The following is a 24,896-nucleotide window of genomic DNA, read 5'->3' as shown; positions in this document are numbered from 1 at the left end:
GCGGGGCAAAAATGGCGTTCAGCCGGGCGCTGCCGGCAACGGCCCTGGAGAAGCTAATCGCGAACGCCGGGGAGATAGCGCGAATGCGTTACGTTGGATAATGCGGGGAAACTCTGCCTGGAATTCGGCGATGTAATCAAAAAACGCGCAATGTGTTCAAAAATCACCCAAACACAGAGGCATTCACGATAAAAAAGCCGGTTTTCATCGTTGCCAGCCCCCGAAATCAGGGGCCCCAAAAAGTTTGAAATTCCTAGGCGTTAAATTAAGGCGCAACGCGCTTGGCGCAGACTGCTGAAGCAGGCATGAAAGGTTTTACTCGATTAACGGCGTGGCAGCATCAGCGCAATAGCGCCAACCAAACAGACCTCAAGCGGTCTTTAATGAGTATAGCCAACCGACTTAAAAATGATTACATCCTATGCCCTGATATGCGGCAAAGAAGCATAGCTGGCTGTTATCAAAATAATGTCGCTTGGCTATATAAACAAGCGTCAACACGCTTTCATCGTAAATGCGCGCCATATCATCACCTAAGTGATTATTCAGTGAAAAATCTTTTGCGGATTGAATTATGGCGCAGGTCATCCTGATTTTTTTCTCTGCGCATGGTTATCCTTCAGCTTATGCATCAGACATATCAAAGACACAAAGAACGCCTTCCTCTGCCGATTGTTGGTTATAATCAATCCATCGCTGTACGACGTTTGCGGTTAAATTTTTTTATATAACCCGTTGATTAAAAGCTTCATCAGCACGTCGGCTTTTCATTGAACAGGAGGAAACGGATGCCCACACCGGTCGATCCGCATCGTTCAACATCCACCGCGTCATCGGCACAGAAGGCTACGTCTTCATGGCTTTCCCGATGTAAGCGCATTGCACAACGGGTTCAGGCCATCCCTAGCATTGCACACCTGATCCGTGCCGGAAAGCGTTTCAACGATCGCATGGGAAACCAGTTTGGCGCCGCCATCACCTATTTTTCCTTTCTGTCGCTGATCCCCATTTTGATGGTTTCCTTCGCTACTGTCGGTTTCGTGCTTGCCTCCAACCCCGATATGCTGACGCAGTTGATTGACCGCATCGTCAACAGCATCAGCGATCCCAACCTGGCGCTGACGTTAAAAAATACGGTAAAGACCGCCGTTGAACAGCGCACCACCGTTGGTGTCACCGGACTGCTGATCGCGCTCTATTCCGGTATCAGTTGGATGGGCAATTTGCGTGAAGCGATCCGCGCCCAATCCCGTGACGTATGGGAACGCAAGCCGCACGAAGAAGAAAAAATCTATTTGCAGTACGTGCGGGATTTTCTCTCCCTGATAGGGCTGTTGATCGCGCTGACCATTACGATGTTTCTCACTTCGGCGGCAGGTACGGCACAAAGTGCCATCGTTTCTGCACTCGGGCTAGAAGGCATCGAATGGCTGCGGCCCCTGCTGCGCGTGATCACACTCACCATCTCTATATCCGCTAACTATTTAGTTTTCCTTTGGATTTTCATGATATTGCCGCGCCACAAGCCGAAGCACAAAGCACTGCTGCGCGGCACGCTGCTCGCCGCCGTGGGGTTTGAGGCCATCAAATTCGCCATGACGGTCGCATTGCCAAAACTCGCCAGCACCCCGTCCGGTGCCGCTTTTGGCTCGGTGATTGGCCTGATGGCCTTCTTCTACTTCTTTGCTCGCCTCACGCTGTTTTGTGCGGCATGGATTGCAACGGCGAACTATAAAGGCGATAAATCAACAGATGACACACCACGCTAACCAATAACGGGAGATCCCATGCCATTTGTTAACATTAAAATCACGCGCGATGGCGCCACCACAGAGCAAAAGCGCCAGTTGATTGCAGGCGTCACCCAATTATTGGTCGACGTTATGGGTAAAAATCCGGCCACCACCACCGTTATCATTAAACTAGTTGCTGAATAGAGACTTGCATTTTTTGTCAGGCTATTGAGAATAAAAAGAGGTTTAACTTAGAGAATAAAGGTTTGAAATGATCAACAAAGAGCGGTTGTTACGAGATAATCGTTTATGTAAAGCAATCATTGGATTATCAGTCGAAGAATTGAAAAATTTAGCCGCTGAATTTTCAGCTTGTTATTTGATTTATCGGAAAAAGAATCGAAAAGATCACGAGCGGCAGATGGGTGCAGGGCAGAAAGGATTTATCCCAACCCCATTAGATAAACTGCTTTTTATTTTATTGTATTTAAAATGTTATCCGACCTATGATTTGCAAGGACTTCTTTTTGGTTTAGATAGAACACGGGTATGTCGCTGGGTAAAAATATTATTGCCGGTTTTAGAGATGACCTTGGGGCGAGAATGTGTTTTGCCCGCTCGTCAAATTCGCTCTGCTGAGGAATTTTTTCGCGCCTTTCCTGGAGTTAAAGACGTCTTTATTGATGGGACAGAGCGACCTGTCCAAAAGCCTAAGAATCTGCGTCGGCGAAAAAAAATGTATTCGGGAAAGAAAAGACAGACCACTCGAAAAGGGCTTATTATGACTGACGAAACAAGGCAAATTGGATTTATCCCCATGAGCAAAAATGGGCGCGGTCACGATAAACGCTTACTCGATAAAGTCGATATAATTCGCCATATTCCTCCTGAGGTAACCATCTGGGCAGATACCGGTTTTCAAGGTATAGATAAACAGCATCCTAATACACAAATCCCAAAAAAAGGAACTCGAAAAAGACCTTTATCGCCTGAACAAAAACAAGAAAATAAAATAATCTCGGGCATCCGTATTACAGTTGAACACGCCATCGCGGGTATCAAGCGGAGACTGTAAAATAATCTGTGTAAATGGCATTTTGAGGAAAACCTTCAAAGGATAACAAAATGCCTATCAGCAACGAACTTATTGACCAACTGCTTCAAGATTGTCACTCCCCTCAGGATCTGCTGGGTGAATCAGGCCTACTCAAGGTGCTGACTAAAAGACTGGCGGAACGGGTTCTTGAAGCTGAGATGGAGATGCACCTTGGGTATGCTAAGCATGACCCGGCTGGTAATCATTCAGGCAACTCACGCAATGGCAAGACATCCAAGAGCGTACGTAGCCAAAATGGGGAGATCGAGCTCGATATTCCGCGCGACCGCAACAGTACCTTCGAGCCGACACTGATCGGTAAGCACGAAAAACAGCTTAACGGCTTCGATGACCGCATTATTTCTCTCTATTCCAGAGGGTTATCAACCCGTGATATTCAGGCACACTTTAAAGAAGTCTACGGGGTCGATGTTTCCGCTGGCTTCATTTCTCAAGTGACCAATGCTGTGATGGATGAAGTTAAGCGCTGGCAGCAACGGCCGCTGGATGCGCTTTATCCCATTGTTTACCTTGACTGTATTGTTGTCAAAAGCCAGGACGGCGGAGCCGTGGCCAACAAGTCTGTTTATCTGGCCCTCGGCGTCAACGGCCAGGGCGAAAAAGAGCTGCTGGGGCTATGGATAGCCAAAACTGAGGGGGCCAAGTTCTGGTTATCTGTGATGACAGAACTGAAAAATCGTGGGCTAAAGGACATCTTCGTCGCCTGCTGCGATGGCCTGAAAGGCTTTCCTGATGCCATTGAAGCTGTTTACCCGCATACGCGGGTACAGCTCTGCATTGTGCATCAGGTGCGGAACTCGCTGCGCTACGTCGGCTGGAAAGAGCGTAAGGCCGTTGCTGCTGACCTGCGCACCATCTATAGTTCCGCAACGCTAGAGGGCGCTGAAGAGGCCCTGGATGCCTTCGCGGCCAAATGGGATGAACAGTTCCCGACGATCAGCCCGTCGTGGAGAAATAATTGGGAACGTCTCATCGTCATTTTTGACTTTCCGCCGGAGATCCGCAAGGTTATCTACACCACCAACGCGATAGAGTCGTTAAATGCTTCATTGCGCAAGATAACGAAAACGCGACGAATATTTCCAACGGATGACTCGGTGATAAAATTACTCTATCTAGCCTTGCATAATATCTCTGCTAAATGGACCTTGCCAATCAGAGACTGGAAACCTGCTATGAGCCAATTCATGTTGATGTATGGAGAACGAATCTCCGGTTAAGCAATGGAGCCATTTACACAAAATTCTTTACAGACTCATCAAGCGCCTCGGTTGCATGACCCAAATTTTACGGAATCGTAGACCCTTTATTGATGATACCTTCTTACTCCTTAGCGCCGGTCTTTGGAATTTCCATCTCAGAACAGCGTAAAATTTACTTCAATCACCGAAACACCCTTATTTCACTATTAAGCAACACGCTTATTGATGAAGTGGATACCGACAACTGGGGATTGGGCGGTGAAAGCGTCACCGAATTGCGCAAGCCGAAGTCCTGATATTTCATGCGTTGAGCGCCAGAAGGATCGGGAGTGGTCAATTTTCCCGATCCAGGTCATGAAAAAATAAAACATCGCTTTAAGACTATTGACTCAATGCCTGCGAACGTTAAGACTGGAGCCCATTGCTCTCTTTTTTGATGACCTTTTTCTTCACTTTTTCGAACGGGCCAGCTTCTGATGACCACTAAAAACATTGTCGTGATTGGCGAATGCATGATTGAACTGTCGCAAAAGGGCGCGGATCTCAGCCGCGGCTTTGGTGGCGACACCCTGAACACCGCCGTGTATGTCGCTCGCCAGGTGAATACCGACGCTCTGGGCGTCCACTACGTGACCGCACTGGGCACGGACAGCTTCAGCACGGAAATGATGACGGCCTGGGAAAAAGAGAAGGTTGGCACATCACTGATTCAGCGTCTGGACAACAAGCTGCCGGGCCTGTACTTCATTAAAACCGACGATACCGGTGAGCGTACCTTCTACTACTGGCGTAATGATGCCGCCGCGCGTTTCTGGCTGGACGGCAAAGATGCCGATGCAATCTGCGCGCGTTTGGCCACCTTTGACTATCTCTACCTGAGCGGTATCAGCGTGGCGATCCTTAACCCTGCCAGCCGCCAGCGTTTGCTGACGTTGCTGCGTACCTGCCGTGCCAACGGCGGCAAGGTTATTTTCGACAACAACTACCGTCCGCGCTTGTGGCAAAGCAAAGAAGAGACACAGCAAGCCTACAGTGACATCCTCGCGTGTACCGATATCGCCTTCCTGACACTGGATGACGAAGACATGCTGTGGGGCGAACAGCCGGTGGATGCCGTGCTGGCACGCACACACGGTTTCGGTGTATCTGAAGTGGTAATTAAACGCGGCGCAGACTCCTGCCTGATTTCTGAAAACGGCCAGCCTTTAGTGGATGTTCCGGCGGTGAAATTGCCGAAAGAGCGCGTAGTGGATACCACTGCGGCGGGTGACTCCTTCAGCGCAGGCTATCTGTCAGTGCGTCTGTGCGGCGGCTCGACGGAAGCGGCGGCCAAGCGCGGTCACCTGACGGCCAGCACGGTGATTCAGTACCGTGGTGCCATCATCCCGCAGGATGCCATGCCAGCCTGATAACAGGGCGCTACCGCGAAAAAGGGAAGCCAGATGGCTTCCCTTTTTATTGGGCGAGATAACAACCAGGCTCATTACTGCACTGGTTTTGTCTGCACCGCTTCCGACGGTGCGGTCGATGCAGCCTCCACCGCAACCGGAGGGGTCATGATTTTACTGTACGCCTCATACAACGCCTTGGTGTTTACTTCCTGCTCACCCTTTTGCTGTTTGAGCATCAGCGTGGTTTCCTGAGAAAGCTGCTGGTGCAGTTCCTGATTCAGCAACGGTAGCGTCAGTTCAGAGAGATAAGCCTGACGCAACTTCTGATACTGTTCCGGTGCAATATCCACCACGCCTTTACGCTGTGAGCGCAAGCGCTGCTGCATCAACACATCGGTACTGGTACGGGCATAGGTCGCAAACAGTTTACTGAGCTCGTCACTCTTGCGCGCTACCAGCGCATCAAACGCTTGCTGCGTAAGCCCCTTGTCACGCAAGGTCACCAGCTCTTTTGCCAGGAAGGTCACCGCGGCCTCGGCGTTCTCGCTGTTGGGGCTGTCCAAATGGATGCCACACTGCGCGCGGGTATAGTACACATCGCAGTTAACGCGCACGCTGGTTTCTTTAAGCCCGCTCTTTTCCAATGCCTGCTGCACATGCCAGAACAGCGCTTCACGCGCCACATCGCTGTGCCAATAGCGGGTGAGCGCATGCGATTCGCGGATAGGGTGCCAGGGCATATCCCAGACCAGCGAAAGCGTATCGCGTTTCGCCTTATCGAGCATAAAGCCAATCGGCTCCGCAGGCAGCGGTGCGAGCGTCGGCATAGGAGCCGGTGCCGCGCGTTTGCCTTCCAGCGAGACAAACGCTTTACTGATAAGCTCGTTTATCTGGCGACTTTCTACATGCCCTACCACGTACAACGTCATCGCATCAGGGGTATACCAGGCCTTGTAAAACTGCGACATCATTTCAGCCGTTGGCCGTGCTTTGACGTTCTGTGCTGGATCGTGCGCCAGCAGAGACGATCCTTTCAAGCGATAGCGCCATGTTGCATTCTGCGGATCGGCGGGAACGCTGACTACCTGATCGGGGATACGTAACGCGTTAGCGATACTGCCATCATCAATCTTGACGCCCCCTGCCATTTCTGCCAGCCAATTCAGCGCATCTTTAAGCAATTCAGGCCGATTATTGGGCAAACTGAGGTTGTAGGAGGTGTAATCATACGAGACGAAAACGGGCGGCAGCGGCTTAGCACCGTTAGCCTCCGGTATCAGCAACGAAGGAAGCTGTGCAACCGGTAAATTATCGCCCGGCGTCAGTGCCAAACGAGAAATAAGGTGTGCAAAGCCCGACTGCTGAGCGCTCTCAGCCAGCGAACCTGCGTTAACCACTAAACGTAATTCAATCCGATCCCCAGGACGCTGCGGCGTGGTCAGTAGCTGCCACGTGAAGCCATTATCCAGCTTTCCCTGCTGCCAGGCAGGATCGGGTTGTAGTGTTTCAGCTTGCACGCTGCCACCAGCCAACGCCAGCAACACTCCACCAACTAAGAACCCTATTTTGGTGCCCTGCATGTGAACCCCTACTTAACTGACTATCCAACACAGTAAAAGATGATTGTTACAATAAGGCCTGTGCACTCTCTCACCGCCCAATACGCCTGTCCCTTTCAGGATGCGCCAGCGGAGGTATTACGGGGAAATCAGAGCGATCAGTTTACCCTTACGTTAGACCGCACACTTTTGCCTATGTCACTCAATACGATGAAATAATTTTGGAAATAGAGACGAAATGATGACCAATAAGCGGTTTTTGATCGTTATGCCCCCGATACAGACCGTGCACAACGCGATTGCCTGGCCGCAACCTTATGAAAAATTCCCCGTGATGGCAAGCCGCAATCACGGGGAATCATGAGAAGCGAGAACGGGATAGCCCGTTATCACTGCACCACCGGGGGATGGCGCAGGGTAAAACCACGTTATGAAAGTACAGTAGGAGCAGACGTATCGTCTTTTTTATTCCCGGAAAGTTCGCTTTCCAGTTGCTTTTCATCCAACTTGCCCACCCACTTGGCAACTACGATGGTCGCCACGCCGTTACCCACCAGGTTGGTCAGGGCACGCGCTTCTGACATAAAGCGGTCCATACCCAGAATCAGCGCCAGACCCGCCAGCGGCAGATGCCCAACAGCAGAAATGGTCGCGGCCAGCACGATAAACCCGCTACCGGTGACGCCAGCGGCACCTTTCGAGGAGAGCAGCAGCACCACCAGCAACGTAATCTGGTGCCAGATATCCATATGACTGTTAGTAGCCTGCGCAATAAACACCGCCGCCATGGTCAGGTAGATAGAGGTGCCATCCAGATTGAAGGAGTAGCCAGTAGGAATCACCAGACCCACTACCGATTTTTTACACCCCACTTTTTCCATCTTGTTCAGCATGCGCGGCAGCACGGATTCTGACGAGGAGGTGCCCAGTACAATCAGCAGTTCTTCACGGATATAGCGGATAAATTTGAAAATGCTGAATCCGGTAGCGCGGGCAATGCTGCCCAGCACCAGGAAAACAAACAGCAGGCACGTAATATAGAAGCAGATGATCAACTGGCCCAATTGCACCAGTGAGCCGACACCGTATTTACCAATGGTGAACGCCATCGCCCCGAATGCGCCGATCGGAGCCAAACTCATGATCATATTGATCACGCCGAAAATGGCGTGTGAGAAGCTGTCAATCACGTTGCAAATGACGCGCCCTTTCTCACCCAAACGATGCAGCGCAAAACCAAACATCACCGCAAACAGCAACACCTGCAAAATGTTACCACTGGCGAACGCACCCACCACGCTCGCAGGAATCACATCCATCAGAAACGCGACCACGCCCTGCTGTTGTGCCTGTTGGGTGTAGACCGCTACCGCAGAGGCATCCAGTGTGGACGCATCGACGTTCATGCCTGCACCCGGCTGCATGATATTGACCACCAGCAGGCCGATAATCAGTGCCACGGTGCTGACAACTTCAAAGTAGAGCAGAGCGACAGCGGCAGTGCGGCCTACCGACTTCATGCTTTCCATACCGGCAATACCGGTCACCACGGTACAGAAGATGACGGGGGCAATCACCATCTTGATCAGTTTAACAAATCCATCGCCCAGCGGTTTCATTTGCGCACCCAGTTCCGGGTAGAAATGTCCTAGTAGGATCCCTATCACAATCGCTGTAATAACTTGAAAATAAAGGTTTTTTAAAATAGACGCTTTCATATACTTATCCTATGGTAGGGAAACACATAGGGTCGCAAACGACGCCTCTGTGACTGCGGCGAAGAGTAACATTGCGGTAACAGAGTGGAAATGTTTTATAACTTTAGTTTGTGAACGTCAGGTTAAAAATAAGAGATGAATCACATCAGCGAGAATGCAAAAAACAAACGTACAAGCCATTTTTTTGCAACATATAACGCTAATACAACCAGTCCACTGTTACTGATAAGTCAAAAAATCCTTAAAATACAATTGAAATATTAAAATACCTTTTCTTTGTAGGGTTAATAGTTAGTATTATCAGACGGTAACAGGAATGTGCGCGATTATCGCTGCGATTTGGGGGGAGGCGTCACAGCATCCGTGTTAGATTGAGCGGCGTCATCCGCATCCGTTATCTGCTGCGCTAACCACTGCTGATTGAGGTTATAGCTGCGCACCAACGCACCCAGTTCATCATCCTGATGATGTTTTGGCGGCGTCAGACGATGTTGTAATAGCTGCTCCGTAGGTACCGCCTGCAACTCGGCGATCACCGCCCGCAGCGGATGAATCATCAAGCGGTTGATGCACCAGGTCACGGCGACAGAGAGGATCAACGCCAGCAAGAAGTAAGTCGCCAGCAGCATGGAAAAGGTGCTGACGATAAACTGAAACATACGGTACGAATCCGCTTGCAGCACCAGCGTCGCCAACTGCGCCGATGCCGGTGCCTGCGGCAGCGCATAAAGCGGCACGGCGATACGAATGGGTAATTTGAACACGCGCGCCAGCCACGCCGGCACCGGGCGTTCGCTCGGGAAGCGTGCGTGTAACGTTTGCAGGTAGCCGGGCAACATCACGTCGGCGCGGCTCAGAAATGCCACGGGCAACAGGTTATCGAGGATCGCTTCAACGCGAACCACATCGCCGCGCAACACCGCCTCCGCTAATGGTTCACGCACGGAAAAAGCGATGCTCTCCAGTTGCCTGGCATAATCGTCACGCCGCTGCTGCACGAAGTGAAAAAGTTGTATCACAATAAACAGACTGAGCGTCACCACCGCCACAGAGGAAACCGCCGTCATCTGTTTGATTGTCAAAGAGCTTCTCAGCCGCAAACCTTTTCTCCGTCGATGGCGCTTGTGTAGTTGTAGCCCGGTGCATCGGGCACGATCGCGCTAGTATAGGCCAGCTTAAGCGCGTCTCAATGCCCTTTTATAACCCCAATTGGATTTCATCTTTATCCGAACTGTGGCGCACTAGCGCAGAGGGGAAGAAGCGCGCAAGAAGGACGGGCGGCAGACCCAAGGCGAGTCTGCCTGATTGACCGAGTATTACTGCGGGTAAGGCACCCAATCACCGCCGTTGAGGCGGATATAGACCTTGTCCTGATAAGGCATAACGATGGCATTTTCGTTTTCAGAGATGGCTTCGGTTTGGGGAAGCTCCTGCGTCAATGCAGCCCAATCAATGCTTGGAGCCACAAAGTTTTTACCGTCCACCAGACGAGACACCAGCGTCGAAACGGCTAAATAGCTGCTCGGCGTTTTGATTTCAAGCGGTGCACCCTGATGCGGTGCCGCCGCGCCAAACAGTTTCATGCCGACCGGGGCTTTGTTGAATGATTTAAGATACTGATTTATATAAGCATTATAAAATTTCAACGACTAATTTTTCCTCTCGGAATGCTTTTTATTGTGCTAACTATTTGATTTGTCGTTCTAACAAAATACATTCTCTGTAAATGCATTCTAACTAAAGAAGATGTAAATCAAACGGTTAAATTATTCAACAAAGCCGCCGACCGGAATATGGGTAATGCTGGGGCTTGGGATATCACGCAATCCGGACATCTGCATCTTATCCCCTTCCAACGCAGCGCCGTGCTCCGGCACCACCACCACCAGCACCTTGCGCCCCGATTTTTCCAGCACGTCAAAGAACGCATTCAACTGATCGAAAAACGTCTTGGCGCGTGGCGCAAAGTCCGCCGAGGTGTTGGTGCCCACCAGACGGTTGCCATCGTGTAAGGGAATAACGTTGAAGAAGGTAGCACTGCGCGCCGCACCTTGTTGTGTGGTGCCCGAGAGCCAGCGGTTGAGCAATTCCAGATCGTTATAAATCGGTTCGCCGTCGAACGAGGTGATCTGATGGCTGATACCGTGCTGTGACAACAGCTGCGACTGCATGTCACCCTCTTCGCGCACCTCTTTGAGGTATAGCCAAGCGACATTATTTTGATAACAGCCAGCTATGCTTCTTTGCCGCATATCAGGGCATAGGATGTAATCATTTTTAAGTCGGTTGGCTATATCTACACGGAAAAACGAAGGGTTGAGTATCCGAGAAACAGCGAAGCAATTTCGGATTGGCCCTGCCTCTGTATCGCGTTGGATTAATCAAATAGAGTCAAAAGCATCGACCACGCGTCAGCGAAAGATCGATAAATCCGAGTTGATAAAAGATGTTGAACAATATCCAGATGCTTACCAAAAAGAACGTGCAGAGCGTTTTGGCGTTTGTCAGAAGGCCATTTGGCAAGCGCTTAAAAAGCTGGGATTGACCTATAAAAAAAACTCTACGTCATCCGAAAGCCGACGAAAACGCCCGGCAGGGATTTCAACAAAAAAAACAACAGTATGAAAAAGAAGGTAAACCTATTGTTTTTATTGATGAAAGTGGTTTTTCACACGATGCCCCACGGACTCACGGCTATTCCCCAAAAGGTCAACGGTGTTTTGGCCGGAACTGGGGAGCTAGGGGAAGAACAAATGTTATCGGCGCTTTATTAGGCACAACGCTGTTTGCTATCGGATTATTTGATATCAATATTAACAGCGATGTTTTCTATGCCTGGGTCACACAAGTCCTTATCCCAGTACTCCCTAAAAACAGTGTAATCATGATGGACAATGCCACTTTTCACAAAAAACATAATATTCAACAAGTCATCATCGATGCAGGGTATATGGTGGAGTATTTGCCTACATATTCGCCAGATCTTAACCCAATTGAGCATAAATGGGCACAAGCAAAAAGCAAAAAAAGAGAGATGGGTTGCGATACAGAGAGTTTGTTCTCAGTCCATATGGTGTAATCAAAATTAAGTCGCTTGGCTATAGTTACCGAACACGCCGGAGTGATCCATCATCAGCTGTGATTTAAAACCAAAGTTAGCCAGATTATCAAATAGATAGCACTCGCGATTGGCCGGTTGATACAACCCCTGATGCGATAAGCGTGTTGCTTAATAGTGAAATAAGGGTGTTTCGGTGATTGAAGTAAATTTTACGCTGTTCTGAGATGGAAATTCCAAAGACCGGCGCTAAGGAGTAAGAAGGTATCATCAATAAAGGGTCTACGATTCCGTAAAATTTGGGTCATGCAACCGAGGCGCTTGATACCCGCGATGGCGTGTTCAACGAGACTGTAAAATAATCTGTGTAAATGGCATTTTGAGGAAAACCTTCAAAGGATAACAAAATGCCTATCAGCAACGAACTTATTGACCAACGGCTTCAAGATTGTCACTCCCCTCAGGATCTGCTGGGTGAATCAGGCCTACTCAAGGTGCTGACGGCTTTGTTGAATAATTTAAGATACTGATTTATATAAGCATTATAAAATTTCAACGACTAATTTTTCCTCTCGGAATGCTTTTTATTGTGCTAACTATTTGATTTGTCGTTCTAACAAAATACATTCTCTGTAAATACATTCTCTGTAAATACATTCTCTGTAAATGCATTCTAACTAAAGAAGATGTAAATCAAACGGTTAAATTATTCAACAAAGCCGGTACTGACTAAAAGACTGGCGGAACGGTTTCTTGAAGCTGAGATGGAGATGCACCTTGGGTATGCTAAGCATGACCCGGCAGGTAATCATTCAGGCAACTCCCGCAATGGCAAGACATCCAAGAGCGTACGTAGCCAAAATGGGGAGATCGAGCTCGATATTCCGCGCGACCGCAACAGTACCTTCGAGCCGACACTGATCGGTAAGAACGAAAAACAGCTTAACGGCTTCGATGACCGCATTATTTCTCTCTATTCCAGAGGGTTATCAACCCGTGATATTCAAGCACACTTTAAAGAAGTCTACGGGGTCGATGTTTCCGCTGGCTTCATTTCTCAAGTGACCAATGCTGTGATGGATGAAGTTAAGCGCTGGCAGCAACGGCCGCTGGATGCGCTTTATCCCATTGTTTACCTTGACTGTATTGTTGTCAAAAGCCAGGACGGCGGAGCCGTGGCCAACAAGTCTGTTTATCTGGCCCTCGGCGTCAACGGCCAGGGCGAAAAAGAGCTGCTGGGGCTATGGATAGCCAAAACTGAGGGGGCCAAGTTCTGGTTATCTGTGATGACAGAACTGAAAAATCGTGGGCTAAAGGACATCTTCGTCGCCTGCTGCGATGGCCTGAAAGGCTTTCCTGATGCCATTGATGCTGTTTACCCGCATACGCGGGTACAGCTCTGCATTGTGCATCAGGTGCGGAACTCGCTGCGCTACGTCGGCTGGAAAGAGCGTAAGGCCGTTGCTGCTGACCTGCGCACCATCTATAGTTCCGCAACGCTAGAGGGCTCTGAAGAGGCCCTGGATGCCTTCGCGGCCAAATGGGATGAGCAGTTCCCGACGATCAGCCCGTCGTGGAGAAATAATTGGGAACGTCTCATCGTCATTTTTGACTTTCCGCCGGAGATCCGCAAGGTTATCTACACCACCAACGCGATAGAGTCGTTAAATGCTTCATTGCGCAAGATAACGAAAACGCGACGAATATTTCCAACGGATGACTCGGTGATAAAATTACTCTATCTAGCCTTGCATAATATCTCTGCTAAATGGACCTTGCCAATCAGAGACTGGAAACCTGCTATGAGCCAATTCATGTTGATGTATGGAGAACGAATCTCCGGTTAAGCAATGGAGGACTTTGTTGAATAATTTAAGATACTGATTTATATAAGCATTATAAAATTTCAACGACTAATTTTTCCTCTCGGAATGCTTTTTATTGTGCTAACTATTTGATTTGTCGTTCTAACAAAATACATTCTCTGTAAATGCATTCTAACTAAAGAAGATGTAAATCAAACGGTTAAATTATTCAACAAAGCCGCGATAAAGGTCTTTTTCGAGTTCCTTTTTTTGGGATTTGTGTATTAGGATGCTGTTTATCTATACCTTGAAAACCGGTATCTGCCCAGATGGTTACCTCAGGAGGAATATGGCGAATTATATCGACTTTATCGAGTAAGCGTTTATCGTGACGGCGCCCATTTTTGCTCATGGGGATAAATCCAATTTGCCTTGTTTCGTCAGTCATAATAAGCCCTTTTCGAGTGGTCTGTCTTTTCTTTCCCGAATACATTTTTTTTCGCCGACGCAGATTCTTAGGCTTTTGGACAGGTCACTCTGTCCCATCAATATAGCCAAGCGACTTAATTTTGATTACACCATATGGACTGAGAACAAACTCTCTGTATCGCAACCCATCTCTCTTTTTTTGCTTTTTGCTTGTGCCCATTTATGCTCAATTGGGTTAAGATCTGGCGAATATGTAGGCAAATACTCCACCATATACCCTGCATCGATGATGACTTGTTGAATATTATGTTTTTTGTGAAAAGTGGAATTGTCCATCATGATTACACTGTTTTTAGGGAGTACTGGGATAAGGACTTGTGTGACCCAGGCATAGAAAACATCGCTGTTAATATTGATATCAAATAATCCGATAGCAAACAGCGTTGTGCCTAATAAAGCGCCGATAACATTTGTTCTTCCCCTAGCTCCCCAGTTCTTCAGGCCAAAACACCGTTGACCTTTTGGGGAATAGCCGTGAGTCCGTGGTGCATCGTGTGAAAAACCACTTTCATCAATAAAAACAATAGGTTTACCTTCTTTTTCATACTGTTGTTTTTTTTGTTGAAATCCCTGCCGGGCGTTTTCGTCGGCTTTCGGATGACGTAGAGTTTTTTTTATAGGTCAATCCCAGCTTTTTAAGCGCTTGCCAAATGGCCTTCTGACAAACGCCAAAACGCTCTGCACGTTCTTTTTGGTAAGCATCTGGATATTGTTCAACATCTTTTATCAACTCGGATTTATCGATCTTTCGCTGACGCGTGGTCGATGCTTTTGACTCTATTTGATTAATCCAACGCGATACAGAGGCAGGGCCAATCCGAAATTGCTTCGCTGTTTCTCGGATACTCAACCCTTCGTTTTTCCGTGTAGAGGCTTTGTTGAATAATTTAAGATACTGATTTATATAAGCATTATAAAATTTCAACGACTAATTTTTCCTCTCGGAATGCTTTTTATTGTGCTAACTATTTGATTTGTCGTTCTAACAAAATACATTCTCTGTAAATGCATTCTAACTAAAGAAGATGTAAATCAAACGGTTAAATTATTCAACAAAGGCCCGTGTAGATATCACTTTACGTCTAAAATCAATTGAATAGCTCATTTAAATAATGTAATCAAAATTAAGTCGTTTAGCTATAAAGACGTCTTTAACTCCAGGAAAGGCGCGAAAAAATTCCTCAGCAGAGCGAATTTGACGAGCGGGCAAAACACATTCTCGCCCCAAGGTCATCTCTAAAACCGGCAATAATATTTTTACCCAGCGACATACCCGTGTTCTATCTAAACCAAAAAGAAGTCCTTGCAAATCATAGGTCGGATAACATTTTAAATACAATAAAATAAAAAGCAGTTTATCTAATGGGGTTGGGATAAATCCTTTCTGCCCTGCACCCAGAGACTGTAAAATAATCTGTGTAAATGGCATTTTGAGGAAAACCTTCAAAGGATAACAAAATGCCTATCAGCAACGAACTTATTGACCAACTGCTTCAAGATTGTCACTCCCCTCAGGATCTGCTGGGTGAATCAGGCCTACTCAAGGTGCTGACTAAAAGACTGGCGGAACGGGTTCTTGAAGCTGAGATGGAGATGCACCTTGGGTATGCTAAGCATGACCCGGCTGGTAATCATTCAGGCAACTCACGCAATGGCAAGACATCCAAGAGCGTACGTAGCCAAAATGGGGAGATCGAGCTCGATATTCCGCGCGACCGCAACAGTACCTTCGAGCCGACACTGATCGGTAAGCACGAAAAACAGCTTAACGGCTTCGATGACCGCATTATTTCTCTCTATTCCAGAGGGTTATCAACCCGTGATATTCAGGCACACTTTAAAGAAGTCTACGGGGTCGATGTTTCCGCTGGCTTCATTTCTCAAGTGACCAATGCTGTGATGGATGAAGTTAAGCGCTGGCAGCAACGGCCGCTGGATGCGCTTTATCCCATTGTTTACCTTGACTGTATTGTTGTCAAAAGCCAGGACGGCGGAGCCGTGGCCAACAAGTCTGTTTATCTGGCCCTCGGCGTCAACGGCCAGGGCGAAAAAGAGCTGCTGGGGCTATGGATAGCCAAAACTGAGGGGGCCAAGTTCTGGTTATCTGTGATGACAGAACTGAAAAATCGTGGGCTAAAGGACATCTTCGTCGCCTGCTGCGATGGCCTGAAAGGCTTTCCTGATGCCATTGAAGCTGTTTACCCGCATACGCGGGTACAGCTCTGCATTGTGCATCAGGTGCGGAACTCGCTGCGCTACGTCGGCTGGAAAGAGAGTAAGGCCGTTGCTGCTGACCTGCGCACCATCTATAGTTCCGCAACGCTAGAGGGCGCTGAAGAGGCCCTGGATGCCTTCGCGGCCAAATGGGATGAACAGTTCCCGACGATCAGCCCGTCGTGGAGAAATAATTGGGAACGTCTCATCGTCATTTTTGACTTTCCGCCGGAGATCCGCAAGGTTATCTACACCACCAACGCGATAGAGTCGTTAAATGCTTCATTGCGCAAGATAACGAAAACGCGACGAATATTTCCAACGGATGACTCGGTGATAAAATTACTCTATCTAGCCTTGCATAATATCTCTGCTAAATGGACCTTGCCAATCAGAGACTGGAAACCTGCTATGAGCCAATTCATGTTGATGTATGGAGAACGAATCTCCGGTTAAGCAATGGAGCCATTTACACAAAATTCTTTACAGACTCTGCACCCATCTGCCGCTCGTGATCTTTTCGATTCTTTTTCCGATAAATCAAATAACAAGCTGAAAATTCAGCGGCTAAATTTTTCAATTCTTCGACTGATAATCCAATGATTGCTTTACATAAACGATTATCTCGTAACAACCGCTCTTTGTTGATCATTTCAAACCTTTATTCTCTAAGTTAAACCTCTTTTTATTCTCAATAGCCTGACAAAAAATGCAAGTCTCTATTCAGCAACTAGTTTATTGTATCTCCTTGGGTATTGTTTATTGAGTTGTGGGGCCATGATGACAAAAATGAAACACTGTTTCTTTTGTGTTTATCACAAATGGTAAAATATAAAACAAAAGTCTGTTTTTCCTGAAACCGGAATTCACTATCCACCGTCGCGTTTTAGCTATTTTTCGGAAAAGATGAATTAAAAAAACCACCAGTAAGGTTTAGACTTGGGTACACTTTCTTTTTCCTTGCCACGCGCGGCATTGTGGTATTTTTCGTTGAAAAATATGTAGTAATCCGCAGCGATAACGGGTTTACTTTCATCCAATTGAATCCGTGGGTTATCAATTCGTTTCATCAGGGTGGTGCATGTCTAACAGTGTCATGAGCGTGGTTATCCTTGCCGCTGGCAAAGGAACACGTGTGTATTCCGATCTTCCAAAAGTACTTCATCCGCTCGCAGGCAAGCCGATGGTTCAGCATGTGATTGATGCGGCTATGGAAACGGGTGCCAAACAGGTGCATTTGGTCTACGGACACGGTGGCGATTTACTGAAAGACAGGTTAACCAACCCGGATTTGAATTGGGTTCTGCAAGCAGAGCAACTCGGTACCGGGCATGCCATGCAGCAGGCCGCGCCGTTTTTTGCTGATGATGAAGATATTTTGATGCTGTACGGTGATGTTCCTTTGATATCACCCGCCACGCTGGCACGCTTGCTGGCGGATAAGCCACAGGGTGGAATTGCGCTTCTGACGGTGAAACTGGACGACCCCAACGGTTATGGCCGCATTGTGCGCGATAATAACGGGTCTGTGGTCGGAATTGTCGAGCACAAGGACGCGACGGAACAGCAGCGTCAGATTAACGAGATCAACACCGGCATTCTGGCCGCAAACGGTCAGGATCTGAAACGCTGGCTGAGCCAGTTAAACAATAACAACGCGCAAGGCGAGTATTACATCACCGACATTATCGCTATGGCCGCTTCAGAAGGTCGCCGTGTTGAAGCTGTGCATCCTGATAATCTGAGCGAAGTGGAAGGGGTTAATAATCGCCTGCAACTGGCGACGCTGGAACGTGTCTATCAGCGGGAACATGCCAATAAGTTGCTGCTGGCGGGCGTCATGTTACTCGATCCCGCGCGTTTTGATCTGCGTGGGACATTGACGCACGGACGCGATGTGAGTATTGATGCTAATGTGATCATTGAAGGCCGGGTTTCTTTGGGGAACCGGGTTGAGATTGGTGCGGGCTGTATCATTAAAGACAGCGTGATTGGCGATGGCTGTATCCTCAGCCCGTACACGGTGTTAGAAAATGCGGTTCTGGACGCTGAGTGCACGGTAGGGCCGTTTGCGCGTTTGCGGCCGGGGGCCGAGCTGGCACAGGGTGCACACGTTGGTAATTTTGTTGAGCTGAAAAAGACGCGTCTGGGCAAAGGTTCCAAAGCGGGCCATTTGACCTATCTTGGCGATGCAGAAATTGGTGATGATGTGAATATTGGTGCAGGCACCATCACCTGTAATTATGACGGTGCCAACAAGCACAAAACCGTGATTGGCGATCGGGTGTTTGTCGGCTCTGACAGTCAACTGGTGGCCCCTGTGACCGTAGCCAGTGACGTGACCATCGGCGCTGGCACCACGGTAACACGCGATGTGGAAGAAAACGCGCTGGTGATAAGCCGGGTAAAACAGCGCCATATTTCAGGTTGGACGCGGCCCGTTAAGAAAAAATAACTGATGTCGCCTCCCATTTCGTGGAGGCGGTTTTGCGCAGTGTTTTAGGCTAAAGCACTCCGCAAAACATAATAATCCCCAACTCTCTACAAGGCTCGGGGACGCCGGAAAAACCGGCACGATCAGGTCTAAGACGTCGAAAGTTACACAATATGTCACGCGTATAGGAATACACATCCATGTGTGGAATTGTAGGCGCAGTTGCGCAACGCGATATTTCTGAAATTCTGTTAGAAGGGCTTCGCCGCCTTGAGTACCGTGGTTATGACTCTGCGGGGCTGGCGGTGGTTGACGCTGAGGGGCACGTTGCCCGCGTGCGTCGCTTGGGTAAGGTACAGATGCTGGCGCAAGCGGTGGAAGAGCATCCGCTGGCGGGCGGTACGGGCATTGCCCATACCCGTTGGGCAACGCACGGTGAGCCGTCAGAAGAGAATGCGCACCCGCACGTTTCCGGCCCTATTATCATCGTTCACAATGGCATTATCGAAAACCATGAACCGCTGCGTGAAACGCTGATCGGGCATGGCTATCGCTTTGTTTCTGAAACCGATACCGAAGTGGTTGCGCACCTGGTGCACTGGGAACAGCAACAAACCGGCGGTGCGCTGGTTGACGTGGTTAAACGCGTTATCCCTCAACTGCGTGGTGCTTACGGCATGGTAGTGATGGACAGTCGCGATCCGAGCGTGCTGGTGGCTGCCCGTTCTGGGAGCCCGCTGGTGATTGGCCGTGGTGTCGGTGAAAACTTCCTCGCGTCTGACCAACTGGCTCTGCTGCCGGTTACCCGCCGCTTTATGTTCTTGGAAGAAGGCGATGTGGCTAAGGTGACGCGCCGCACTGTGCGTATTTTCAACCGTGCGGGCGATGTCGTTGAGCGCGAAGAGATTGAATCCAAAGTTAATTACGACGCTGGTGACAAAGGTGCTTACCGCCATTACATGCAGAAAGAGATTTACGAACAGCCGCTGGCGATCAAAAACACCCTGGAAGGGCGTTTTAGCTACGGTGAAGTGAATCTGTCTGAACTGGGTCCTAAGGCGGATGAACTGCTGGCCAAGGTGCAGCATATCCAGATTATTGCCTGCGGCACGTCCTACAACTCAGGCATGGTATCGCGTTACTGGTTTGAAGCATTGGCAGGTGTGCCTTGTGATGTGGAAATCGCCTCTGAATTCCGCTATCGCAAACCAGCAGTGCGTGCCAATAGCCTGATGATCACCCTATCTCAGTCCGGTGAAACGGCGGATACGTTAGCAGCGCTGCGTTTGTCCAAAGAGCTGGGGTATCTGGGATCGCTGGCTATTTGTAACGTGGCCGGATCTTCGCTGGTCCGTGAATCCGATTTGGCGCTGATGACCAAAGCCGGTACGGAAATTGGCGTGGCGTCTACCAAGGCCTTTACCACCCAGTTAACGGTATTGCTGATGCTGGTGGCGCGTATTGGCCGTCTGCGCGGTATGGATGCCCAGATTGAGCACGATATTGTTCACGGCCTGCAAGCGCTGCCTGCACGTATTGAGCAGATGCTGTCACAGGACAAGCTGATTGAGTCTCTAGCAGAAGGTTTCTCTGATAAGAACCATGCGCTGTTCCTGGGGCGCGGCGATCAGTACCCTATCGCAATGGAAGGGGCGCTGAAGCTTAAAGAGATCTCCTACATTCATGCAGAAGCGTATGCGGCGGGTGAGTTGAAGCACGGTCCGCTGGCGTTGATTGATGCGGATATGCCTGTGGTGGTGGTGGCGCCCAACAATGAGCTGTTGGAAAAATTGAAATCCAACATCGAAGAAGTGCGCGCACGCGGCGGTGAGCTCTATGTATTTGCCGATGAAGAAGCCGGCTTTACCAGCAGCGAAAACATGCGCATCATTCCGTTGCCGCATGTGGAAGAGGTGATTGCACCGATCTTCTACACCGTGCCGTTGCAGTTGCTCTCCTACCACGTGGCCCTGATCAAAGGCACTGACGTTGACCAACCGCGTAACCTGGCGAAATCGGTGACGGTAGAGTAACTGACAAGCAGGTAAAGAGATAAAAGCCTGGCCATGTATGTTGGCTGGGCTTTTTTATATGTTGCTATTGAGTGTCGTTTGTTACATTTAACGCCTAGGAATTTCAAACTTTTTGGGGCCCCTGATTTCGGGGGCTGGCAACGATGAAAACCGGCTTTTTTATCGTGAATGCCTCTGTGTTTGGGTGATTTTTGAACACATTGCGCGTTTTTTGATTACATCGCCGAATTCCAGGCAGAGTTTCCCCGCATTATCCAACGTAACGCATTCGCGCTATCTCCCCGGCGTTCGCGATTCGCTTCTCCAGGGCCGTTGCCGGCAGCGCCCGGCTGAACGCCATTTTTGCCCCGCACAGCAGGCAGGCAAACGGGTCTGTATTCAGTAATCCCTGACTCAGCGTTGTGTATGCCACTGGCGCTGCTTTTTTCACATTATCCTGCCCCAGGGCTTTTCTCACCAGAGGCAACAGTTTTCCCACTACGCGGTTAGACAGAAACCAAAGTAACGCACCATCCGGAAATGCTTCTCCGGTATATGCTTTATCAGCCGCAGTATCAGCTCACGATGACTGAGCGCCAGGTCTTCATGCCTCCCCGCCCGGTGATCCAGAAAACGCAGGGTGATGCGGCTTCCCCCGTCGTAGTGTGCCAGTCGCGCACCCGACACAGGCAGTTTTTTCAGGTACCGGCCCAGGTACTTGCCCCATTCCCAGTCGAAACGCAACAAAACGGTAGGGCATTATGCCGCCTGTAAGTGCGTTAAAAATACCTCATTTGGAGAACGATAACCCAGCGATTTTCTGCCTCGCGTATTGAGCAGGTGTTCGAGTGCTGCAACCTTGCGATGGGTGACATAATTGAAGTCCGTTCCCTTCGCGTAAAAACGCCGTATCAGCCCGTTGGTATGCTCATTCAACCCGCGTTCCCAGGAATGATATGGCCGGGCAAAGTAGACCGGTGCCCCCGTGACTTTTGTAATTTCCCCGTGCTGGGAAAATTCAGAACCGTTGTCAGCAGTCAGGGTTTTAAACTCGCAGAAGGTATTGGCAACGATGTCCCTGAAGGCCGCTACCACTGTCTCTGCTCGCTTGTTGGGCAGTTTGCGAATGATGACCAGCTTGACGGCTTTATCGACCACCGTCAGCAGGAATGATTTCTGATCTTTGCCAAAGATGGTGTCAATCTCGAAATGCCCGGGTTCCTGCTTGAGGTCAGCAACGGCCGGCCGCTGCTCAATGCCAACACGGTTGGGAATAGGACCGCGTTTGTTCTCATCGGTCTGATAGTTATACCGTTTACCCCGATGAGGGAGCTGCTGATACAGCTCACCGCCGGCCCGGCGCTCCTGCTGGATATAGCGATAGAGCGAGTTCTTGCTGACGGACAGGCCAAATTCCAGGACCAGGCGCCCACTGATGACCTCAGGTGAGGTGTGGGTAGACAGCGCCGTTCTGATAAAGTCCTGAATGTGCGGTTCAAGCTGGTTAATCACGCTGTCCGGCCGTGTTTTCTGCCGCCGCCCTCTGGCCAACGTTTCGGCCCTTCTGCAGGAATAGACCCCGTTGAAAGCGGCGTCGGTATTGCGTCTGAGTTCCCTGCTGATGGTAGAACGAGGAAGCTCCAGTTCCCGGGCGATGGTGGCCTGGTTAACCCCATCACCACGCCGCTTTTCGATGTAGAACCGTTCTTTGTGAGTCAGATGTTTTCCCTGCATGCAACGGGATCTCCAGTAGGGCCAGAACGGTGATTTTATCCGACTCTGGCCAGTGGGTCACTTTGTTGCGTTTCGAGTGGGAATGGGGCCTTTGCTGTCTGCCGGGGATGTTTCGTCGGCTTCGCAAAATACACGTGCCAGTAAATCTCTCCCTGCTCATTTTTCCCCTGGCTGAGGATAAAGCGCTTCCATTCATCATAATCCCGTATGTGAGCCAGCTGCGGCGGCAGAACAAGAGACTCCCATGCAGACAGCAGATACTGGCGTACTGTAGTGGTTGAATAATCAGGACACTAAACTTACATCCAAAACGGAGGTGTTTAGTGAACCATAAACGACAATTTACCCCTGAGTTTAAAAAGGAAGCCGTTGCCCTGGTAACAGAGCAGGGCTATACGATAGCCAGGGCAGCAGCATCGCTGGGCATAAGTGTCGCTACCGATGTAAAACTGGCCCACCTGCCGATGTAAATCTGACCCACCTAGGGTAAAAATGGCAGTTTTAAGGCACTGCCAATGATGACATTGGAGACCAGAGTGGAGATTCACGTTTTACACCGTCAAGGCATGTCCATCCGCGCCATCGCGCGGCAGCTTTCATGCTCCCGCGAGACCGTTCGACGATATATCCGTAGTCCACTACCGGTGGCTGACATGCGTTACAAGCCGCGTATGCCTAGAACATGCAAGCTTGACCCGTTCAAGCCGTATGTTCTCGAGCGCGTTGCTGCTGCCAGACCACAGTGGATACCGGCCAGTGTGCTGCTGCGCGAGATAGGCCAACGGGGATATGATGGCGGCTATAGCATGCTTACCGCATTTCTACACCCCATGAAGCAGCCCGTTACTGAGGCGGTCACGCGCTTTGAGACCGAACCCGGCGTACAGATGCAGGTTGATTTCACCATCGTCAGGCAGGGCCATAACCCGTTGCTGGCCTTCGTCGCTACGCTGGGCTGGAGCCGGGCGACTTTCGTCAAGTTCTACAGCAACCAGGAGTCTGCAGCCTGGTGTGACGGCATTGAGTCTGCACTTAAGTTCTTTTGCGGAACTCCGCATCAGTTGCTGTTCGACAACGCCAAGGCCATCATTATTGAGCGTGATGTCTACGGGCCCGGCAAGCATCGCTGGAACCCACAGTTGATGCAACTGGCTGAGAAGTATGCCTTTACGCCTAAAGTTTGCCGTCCCTACCGCGCCAAGACTAAGGGCAAGGTCGAACGCTTCAACCATTACCTCAAGAACAGCTTTGTTGTGCCGCTTGCCGCCACGTTTCGCCAGGCTGGGCTGATACTGGACGTCCCCGCGGCTAATGCACGCATTGGTGAGTGGTTGATCACCGTTGCCAACACCCGTAAACATGGCACCACCGGTATTCCGCCTGAACAACGCATGCCGCGTGAGCGGGCTGCGTTGTTGCCATTGCCGAAGATAACACTGGCATTGCCTCCACCGGTACCGGCGAGTTGCTCGCGCCCCATACCTACAGAGAGTCTCCAGCACCCGTTGGCTACGTATCAGGCGCTACTGGAGGTAGGAGCATGAACCTCCAGCATGATCGTATCGCAGCGCTCTGCGAGCAGCTTAAGCTCGATAGATTACCGGCTGAGTGGCCCGCCGTTGCTCAGACGACGATCGACAGCAACGGCACTCATGCCGACTTCCTTGAAGCTGCTTTACAGCTTCAGCATGATGGGCTGAACGAACGGCGCCGGCAGACTATTTTGCGTTTATCAGGCCTACCGGTGATCAAGACGCTGGAGCAGTTTGATTTCGCCTTTGCGAGTGGCGTATCTCGCAGTCAGATCCAGGAGTTGGCCGGGCTGGCGTTTATCGAGCGTCAGGAGAGCCTGGTCTTGCTGGGTCCGTCCGGGGTAGGTAAAACGCACCTGGCGACAGCACTCGGCTACAGAGCCTCGATGGCCGGAATGAGTATTCGGTTCGTCACAGCCGCAGATCTGATGCTACAGCTGCTCGCATCACATCGTCAGGGGGAGTTAAAAAGCTATCTTAATCGCGTTGTGGGTACGCCTAAGTTGTTGATCATAGATGAGGTTGGCTACCTTCCCTTCGGTAAAATGGAAGCCAATCTGTTCTTCCAGGTTATCGCTAAACGGTATGAGTCAGGCAGCGTGGTCCTGACCAGCAACCTGCCGTTTACCCAGTGGTCGGGGACATTCGGAGATGATGAAACGCTGACGGCGGCGATGCTGGATCGGCTGCTTCACCATGCGCATATCGCGCAAATCAGCGGTCAAAGCTATCGACTGAAAGATAAGCTGAAAAGCGGTCAGATCCAGAAGAAAACTAAAGCAGCTACGCTCGAGTAATTCAAAGGGGGTGGGTCAGTTTTACTTTGGCAGGGTGGGTCAGAATTCAATCGGTATTGACACATAAGCAACAAAACCCTGCATACATGGGTCTCGCTGGC

Annotated in this window: 29 protein-coding genes and 5 pseudogenes; 18 read left to right on the top strand and 16 right to left on the bottom strand. The window is 49.7% G+C overall.

Features of this window, described 5'->3' with window-relative positions:
* Positions 1 to 402: 402 nt before the first annotated feature.
* A complete protein-coding gene (locus ACQGXV_RS10125; protein ID WP_440866309.1) occupies positions 403 to 525 on the bottom strand; it encodes a hypothetical protein in 123 nt (40 codons plus the stop codon).
* Between the two features lie 263 nt (positions 526 to 788).
* Here ACQGXV_RS10125 and yhjD point away from each other — a divergent pair, with 263 nt between their 5' ends.
* The 7 genes from yhjD to ACQGXV_RS10090 all read left to right on the top strand — a co-directional run bounded on the left by yhjD (position 789) and on the right by ACQGXV_RS10090 (position 5,461).
* A complete protein-coding gene (gene yhjD / locus ACQGXV_RS10120; RefSeq protein ID WP_440866308.1) occupies positions 789 to 1,769 on the top strand; it encodes an inner membrane protein YhjD in 981 nt (326 codons plus the stop codon).
* 18 nt (positions 1,770 to 1,787) lie between these two features.
* Positions 1,788 to 1,937: a 2-hydroxymuconate tautomerase family protein gene (locus tag ACQGXV_RS10115; protein ID WP_440866307.1), complete on the top strand. Its 150-nt coding sequence runs from the start codon at positions 1,788 to 1,790 to the stop codon at positions 1,935 to 1,937.
* Between the two features lie 67 nt (positions 1,938 to 2,004).
* Positions 2,005 to 2,808 (top strand): transposase family protein, encoded by an 804-nt coding sequence (locus tag ACQGXV_RS10110; protein ID WP_440866306.1) that lies wholly within the window; start codon positions 2,005 to 2,007, stop codon positions 2,806 to 2,808.
* Positions 2,809 to 2,858: 50 nt separating this feature from the next.
* Positions 2,859 to 4,070: an IS256 family transposase gene (locus ACQGXV_RS10105; protein WP_440862551.1), complete on the top strand. Its 1,212-nt coding sequence runs from the start codon at positions 2,859 to 2,861 to the stop codon at positions 4,068 to 4,070.
* Positions 4,048 to 4,221 (top strand): hypothetical protein, encoded by a 174-nt coding sequence (locus ACQGXV_RS10100; protein WP_440866305.1) that lies wholly within the window; start codon positions 4,048 to 4,050, stop codon positions 4,219 to 4,221. Before ACQGXV_RS10105 ends, ACQGXV_RS10100 begins: the two co-directional genes overlap by 23 nt.
* Positions 4,160 to 4,348 (top strand): tautomerase, encoded by a 189-nt coding sequence (locus ACQGXV_RS10095; protein WP_440866304.1) that lies wholly within the window; start codon positions 4,160 to 4,162, stop codon positions 4,346 to 4,348. The genes ACQGXV_RS10100 and ACQGXV_RS10095 overlap by 62 nt, the downstream gene beginning before the upstream one ends.
* A 180-nt stretch (positions 4,349 to 4,528) precedes the next feature.
* Positions 4,529 to 5,461, top strand: coding sequence for a sugar kinase (locus ACQGXV_RS10090; protein WP_440866303.1), 933 nt, complete (start codon positions 4,529 to 4,531; stop codon positions 5,459 to 5,461).
* Between the two features lie 74 nt (positions 5,462 to 5,535).
* On the opposite strand, the gene ACQGXV_RS10085 is transcribed toward ACQGXV_RS10090, so the two are convergent.
* Positions 5,536 to 7,023 carry a M16 family metallopeptidase gene (locus tag ACQGXV_RS10085; protein WP_440866302.1) on the bottom strand — a complete coding sequence of 496 codons (1,488 nt, stop codon included), beginning with the start codon at positions 7,021 to 7,023 and terminating at the stop codon, positions 5,536 to 5,538.
* Positions 7,024 to 7,240: 217 nt separating this feature from the next.
* Between ACQGXV_RS10085 and ACQGXV_RS10080 the strand changes: the two genes are divergently transcribed.
* Positions 7,241 to 7,366, top strand: coding sequence for a hypothetical protein (locus ACQGXV_RS10080; RefSeq protein ID WP_440866301.1), 126 nt, complete (start codon positions 7,241 to 7,243; stop codon positions 7,364 to 7,366).
* A gap of 64 nt (positions 7,367 to 7,430) precedes the next feature.
* Here the strand turns inward: ACQGXV_RS10080 and ACQGXV_RS10075 are convergent, their stop codons facing one another.
* From ACQGXV_RS10075 to bcsG (ACQGXV_RS10060), 4 genes and pseudogenes are all read right to left on the bottom strand, one after another.
* Positions 7,431 to 8,720, bottom strand: a complete 1,290-nt coding sequence (locus ACQGXV_RS10075; RefSeq protein WP_440866300.1) for a dicarboxylate/amino acid:cation symporter — start codon at positions 8,718 to 8,720, stop codon at positions 7,431 to 7,433.
* A 389-nt stretch (positions 8,721 to 9,109) separates the two neighbouring features.
* Positions 9,110 to 9,820, bottom strand: a pseudogene (locus tag ACQGXV_RS10070) (adenylate/guanylate cyclase domain-containing protein); the annotation flags it as partial.
* A 216-nt stretch (positions 9,821 to 10,036) separates the two neighbouring features.
* Positions 10,037 to 10,366, bottom strand: a complete 330-nt coding sequence (bcsG, locus tag ACQGXV_RS10065) for a cellulose biosynthesis protein BcsG (RefSeq protein WP_440866299.1) — start codon at positions 10,364 to 10,366, stop codon at positions 10,037 to 10,039.
* A 135-nt stretch (positions 10,367 to 10,501) separates the two neighbouring features.
* Positions 10,502 to 10,921, bottom strand: a pseudogene (gene bcsG / locus ACQGXV_RS10060) (cellulose biosynthesis protein BcsG); the annotation flags it as partial.
* Between the two features lie 85 nt (positions 10,922 to 11,006).
* Between bcsG (ACQGXV_RS10060) and ACQGXV_RS10055 the strand changes: the two are divergent.
* Complete coding sequence (locus tag ACQGXV_RS10055; protein ID WP_440862928.1) at positions 11,007 to 11,345, top strand: IS630 transposase-related protein; 339 nt, start codon at positions 11,007 to 11,009, stop codon at positions 11,343 to 11,345.
* On the top strand, positions 11,269 to 11,799 hold the full coding sequence (locus ACQGXV_RS10050) for an IS630 family transposase (protein ID WP_440867364.1): 531 nt from the start codon (positions 11,269 to 11,271) through the stop codon (positions 11,797 to 11,799). The genes ACQGXV_RS10055 and ACQGXV_RS10050 overlap by 77 nt, the downstream gene beginning before the upstream one ends.
* A gap of 21 nt (positions 11,800 to 11,820) precedes the next feature.
* Here the strand turns inward: ACQGXV_RS10050 and bcsG (ACQGXV_RS10045) are convergent.
* Positions 11,821 to 11,937, bottom strand: a pseudogene (gene bcsG / locus ACQGXV_RS10045) (cellulose biosynthesis protein BcsG); the annotation flags it as partial.
* Positions 11,938 to 12,185: 248 nt separating this feature from the next.
* Between bcsG (ACQGXV_RS10045) and ACQGXV_RS10040 the strand changes: the two are divergent.
* Positions 12,186 to 12,308, top strand: coding sequence for a hypothetical protein (locus tag ACQGXV_RS10040; RefSeq protein WP_440866298.1), 123 nt, complete (start codon positions 12,186 to 12,188; stop codon positions 12,306 to 12,308).
* A gap of 195 nt (positions 12,309 to 12,503) precedes the next feature.
* Positions 12,504 to 13,625: pseudogene (locus tag ACQGXV_RS10035) on the top strand (IS256 family transposase); the annotation flags it as partial.
* A gap of 187 nt (positions 13,626 to 13,812) precedes the next feature.
* On the opposite strand, the pseudogene ACQGXV_RS10030 reads toward ACQGXV_RS10035, so the two are convergent.
* From ACQGXV_RS10030 to ACQGXV_RS10015, 4 genes and pseudogenes are all read right to left on the bottom strand, one after another.
* Positions 13,813 to 14,103 (bottom strand): annotated as a pseudogene (locus ACQGXV_RS10030) (transposase family protein); the annotation flags it as partial.
* A 53-nt stretch (positions 14,104 to 14,156) separates the two neighbouring features.
* The gene (locus ACQGXV_RS10025) at positions 14,157 to 14,690 is read right to left on the bottom strand and encodes an IS630 family transposase (RefSeq protein WP_440867363.1); all 534 of its coding nucleotides are present in this window, start codon (positions 14,688 to 14,690) and stop codon (positions 14,157 to 14,159) included.
* Positions 14,614 to 14,997 carry an IS630 transposase-related protein gene (locus ACQGXV_RS10020; protein ID WP_440863651.1) on the bottom strand — a complete coding sequence of 128 codons (384 nt, stop codon included), beginning with the start codon at positions 14,995 to 14,997 and terminating at the stop codon, positions 14,614 to 14,616. The genes ACQGXV_RS10025 and ACQGXV_RS10020 overlap by 77 nt, the downstream gene beginning before the upstream one ends.
* 180 nt (positions 14,998 to 15,177) lie before the next feature.
* Positions 15,178 to 15,501, bottom strand: a complete 324-nt coding sequence (locus ACQGXV_RS10015) for a helix-turn-helix domain-containing protein (RefSeq protein ID WP_440866296.1) — start codon at positions 15,499 to 15,501, stop codon at positions 15,178 to 15,180.
* Between the two features lie 29 nt (positions 15,502 to 15,530).
* Here ACQGXV_RS10015 and ACQGXV_RS10010 point away from each other — a divergent pair, with 29 nt between their 5' ends.
* Positions 15,531 to 16,742: an IS256 family transposase gene (locus tag ACQGXV_RS10010; protein WP_440864852.1), complete on the top strand. Its 1,212-nt coding sequence runs from the start codon at positions 15,531 to 15,533 to the stop codon at positions 16,740 to 16,742.
* Positions 16,743 to 16,755: 13 nt separating this feature from the next.
* Here the strand turns inward: ACQGXV_RS10010 and ACQGXV_RS10005 are convergent, their stop codons facing one another.
* Positions 16,756 to 16,938, bottom strand: coding sequence for a hypothetical protein (locus ACQGXV_RS10005; RefSeq protein WP_440866294.1), 183 nt, complete (start codon positions 16,936 to 16,938; stop codon positions 16,756 to 16,758).
* Positions 16,939 to 17,197: 259 nt separating this feature from the next.
* On the bottom strand, positions 17,198 to 17,356 hold the full coding sequence (locus ACQGXV_RS10000) for a hypothetical protein (RefSeq protein WP_430360522.1): 159 nt from the start codon (positions 17,354 to 17,356) through the stop codon (positions 17,198 to 17,200).
* Between the two features lie 11 nt (positions 17,357 to 17,367).
* Here ACQGXV_RS10000 and glmU point away from each other — a divergent pair, with 11 nt between their 5' ends.
* Together glmU and glmS are read left to right on the top strand one after the other, a co-directional pair.
* On the top strand, positions 17,368 to 18,741 hold the full coding sequence (gene glmU, locus ACQGXV_RS09995) for a bifunctional UDP-N-acetylglucosamine diphosphorylase/glucosamine-1-phosphate N-acetyltransferase GlmU (RefSeq protein ID WP_440866293.1): 1,374 nt from the start codon (positions 17,368 to 17,370) through the stop codon (positions 18,739 to 18,741).
* Positions 18,742 to 18,920: 179 nt separating this feature from the next.
* Entirely contained in the window at positions 18,921 to 20,753 is a 1,833-nt protein-coding gene (gene glmS, locus ACQGXV_RS09990) for a glutamine--fructose-6-phosphate transaminase (isomerizing) (RefSeq protein WP_440866291.1), read from the top strand.
* A 250-nt stretch (positions 20,754 to 21,003) separates the two neighbouring features.
* On the opposite strand, the gene ACQGXV_RS09985 is transcribed toward glmS, so the two are convergent.
* From ACQGXV_RS09985 to ACQGXV_RS09975, 3 genes are read right to left on the bottom strand one after another with little or no spacing between them, the layout of a single operon-like run.
* The gene (locus ACQGXV_RS09985; RefSeq protein WP_440866290.1) at positions 21,004 to 21,219 is read right to left on the bottom strand and encodes a hypothetical protein; all 216 of its coding nucleotides are present in this window, start codon (positions 21,217 to 21,219) and stop codon (positions 21,004 to 21,006) included.
* An 11-nt stretch (positions 21,220 to 21,230) separates the two neighbouring features.
* Positions 21,231 to 21,479 carry a transposase gene (locus ACQGXV_RS09980; RefSeq protein ID WP_440866289.1) on the bottom strand — a complete coding sequence of 83 codons (249 nt, stop codon included), beginning with the start codon at positions 21,477 to 21,479 and terminating at the stop codon, positions 21,231 to 21,233.
* Between the two features lie 12 nt (positions 21,480 to 21,491).
* Positions 21,492 to 22,466, bottom strand: coding sequence for an IS30 family transposase (locus ACQGXV_RS09975; RefSeq protein ID WP_440862556.1), 975 nt, complete (start codon positions 22,464 to 22,466; stop codon positions 21,492 to 21,494).
* A 323-nt stretch (positions 22,467 to 22,789) separates the two neighbouring features.
* Between ACQGXV_RS09975 and ACQGXV_RS09970 the strand changes: the two genes are divergently transcribed.
* From ACQGXV_RS09970 to istB, 3 genes are read left to right on the top strand one after another with little or no spacing between them, the layout of a single operon-like run.
* Complete coding sequence (locus tag ACQGXV_RS09970) at positions 22,790 to 22,936, top strand: transposase (protein WP_440866288.1); 147 nt, start codon at positions 22,790 to 22,792, stop codon at positions 22,934 to 22,936.
* A gap of 45 nt (positions 22,937 to 22,981) precedes the next feature.
* A complete protein-coding gene (gene istA / locus ACQGXV_RS09965; RefSeq protein ID WP_440866287.1) occupies positions 22,982 to 24,010 on the top strand; it encodes an IS21 family transposase in 1,029 nt (342 codons plus the stop codon).
* The gene (istB, locus tag ACQGXV_RS09960) at positions 24,007 to 24,795 is read left to right on the top strand and encodes an IS21-like element helper ATPase IstB (protein ID WP_440866286.1); all 789 of its coding nucleotides are present in this window, start codon (positions 24,007 to 24,009) and stop codon (positions 24,793 to 24,795) included. The genes istA and istB overlap by 4 nt, the downstream gene beginning before the upstream one ends.
* Positions 24,796 to 24,896: the final 101 nt, after the last annotated feature.

This window comes from Symbiopectobacterium purcellii, assembly GCF_052050035.1.
Classification (GTDB): Bacteria; Pseudomonadota; Gammaproteobacteria; order Enterobacterales; family Enterobacteriaceae; genus Symbiopectobacterium; species Symbiopectobacterium purcellii_A.
Note: the sequence above shows the minus strand (reverse complement) of the source record. Positions and strands in the feature narration are given on the sequence as shown.